This window comes from Tepidimonas sp. (genome assembly GCF_036824975.1).
Classification (GTDB): Bacteria; Pseudomonadota; Gammaproteobacteria; order Burkholderiales; family Burkholderiaceae_C; genus Tepidimonas.
Window position 1 is genome coordinate 1 of sequence record NZ_DAISZC010000046.1, and the last position, 2,030, is coordinate 2,030.

Annotated in this window: 1 protein-coding gene; it reads right to left on the minus strand. The window is 65.6% G+C overall.

Going from position 1 to position 2,030, the window contains the following annotated elements:
- The coding region (locus tag V7Z54_RS06645; RefSeq protein ID WP_334135304.1) for a PhoX family protein at positions 1 to 1,922 on the minus strand (1,922 nt) is incomplete at its 3' end.
- Positions 1,923 to 2,030 lie beyond the last annotated feature (108 nt).

A 2,030-nucleotide genomic window follows, 5' to 3' on the forward strand; every position in this document is an offset into this window, starting at 1 on the left:
CCAATCACCCCGCCGTCGTCCTTGGTGATGACGACCGTGGCCGAGCGCGGGCGACCGCCGCCGTCGGGCCAGCGCGAAACTTTTAGCGGCTCCGCCGGGTCGCTGCGCTCGCTGGGGCTTTCGCCCGGGTGCTGGATGTTGACGAACATCGTGCGCAGGTCTGGCGTCATCGCGATGCCAGTGACTTCGCAGCCGCGCGGGCCGACCAGGAAGCGGCGGATTTCGCCCTGTGTGGGATCGCACGCCAGCATCTGGTTGTTGGGCAAGTTAACGTAGTCGCCCTTGCCCAGGGTGGAAGTGGAAACGTCGGTCTGGATCCACAGCACCCCGCGCGGGTCAACCCAGATGCCATCGGGACTGCCAAAGATGTCGCCGCGGATGTTGCCTTTGGCTTCGGCGCGGGGCAGTGAGGGGTCGCCGGCCAGCACGAAGTGCGTCCAGGTAAAGCGCGTCGCATCCAGGTCGCCGTTTTCTTTCCAGCGAATGATGTGGCCCATCGTGTTGTTGGCACGCGGGTTGGCGGCGTCCACCCCGGGCTGTTTGTCGGCACCCCGCCGGTTGTTGTTGGTCAGTGTGCAGTACACCTCTTTGCTGATGGGGTCCACGGCGGTCCATTCAGGGCGGTCCATTTTGGTGGCGCCCAGCGCATCGCTGGCTTGGCGCGCCTTGATCAGCACGTGGCCCTGGTTGGCAAAGCCGTTGGCCGCTGTCAGCGGCCCGTGGCCGTGAACCAACGGCAGCCACTCGCCAGTGCCATCAGCGTTGAACTTGGCCACATACAGCGTGCCGTGGTCGAGCAGGTCGCGGTTGGCCGCGAAGCCCCCGGGTTTGACGCGATCGCGGCTGACGAACTTGTAGATGTACTCGAAGCGCGCGTCCTCGCCCATGTAGACTACGGCGCGGCCGTCTTGGGTTAGCGCCACCGCGGCACCTTCGTGCGCAGCGCGGCCCAGCGCGGTGCGCTTGATCGGCGTCATCGTCGGGTCCTTGGGGTCGATCTCGACCACCCAGCCAAAGCGGTTGGGTTCGTTGGGATGGCGCGTGGCGTCGAAGCGCTCGTCGAACTCATGCCAGCGATAGCCGGCACCGCCCTTCTTCAAGCCCCAGCGCTTGCCATGCTCGTCGGGCTGGTCCGGACCGTGGAAGTAGTCCATGAAGTTTTCCTCGCAGGTGAGGTAGGTGCCCCAAGGCGTCTCACCGTTGGCGCAGTTGTTGATCGTGCCAAGCACGCGCGTGCCGGTGGGGTCAGCCGCAGTGACCAGCATGGCGTGACCCGCTGCCGGGCCGCTGAGGATCATCGGCGTGGTGGCGGTGATGCGGCGCGCGTAGCGTGACGGCAGTACTTGGCGCCAGCCCCCGCGGCCATCGGACTCGACTTCAATGATGGAGACGCCGTGCGCGGCCTGCGCCTTGCGTACCTTCTCGGCGTTCCAGGTCTTCATCCCGTCCGGGTGCAGCAGCCCATCGTCGGTGTATTCGTGGTTGATGGCCAACAGGCCACGACGGCTGCCGTCCAGCGGGAAATATGACATCCCATCGTGGTGCATGCCGGCTTGCAATGCTTGCTCGGCAGCGGTGTTGCTGGCATCGGTCTTGAACGCGGGCATGGCACCGGCCACGCCCACCGGGTCGCCCCAGCGGTACAGCACACGCGCGGTGTAGCCGGGCGGCACCAGCACGGTGTCAACGTTTTGCATGGGCACACTGGCAAAGCCAATGCGGCGGCCCAGTGACGCCGCCGGCGAATGGCTGTACGCGCCGCTCTGGGTGGCGCAGCCGGCCGCCAAACTACCGAACAGCGCAGCCGCGGCACTGGCCAGCGTGCCGCGCACGAACACGCGCCGCGCGGGGTCTGACACCTCGTAAATCGATGGATTGGCACTGTGGTTGGAACACTCCATCTGTGAAAAGTCTTTGGCCATGGTAACGTCCTGGAGTCCTGGTGTTGAGGGAACATCTACACCTTGGAATCGTGGTGGCCGTGTATGACAAGGGTGTGAATGGAGCTGTTGGCGTGCGGGGCGTGGCGC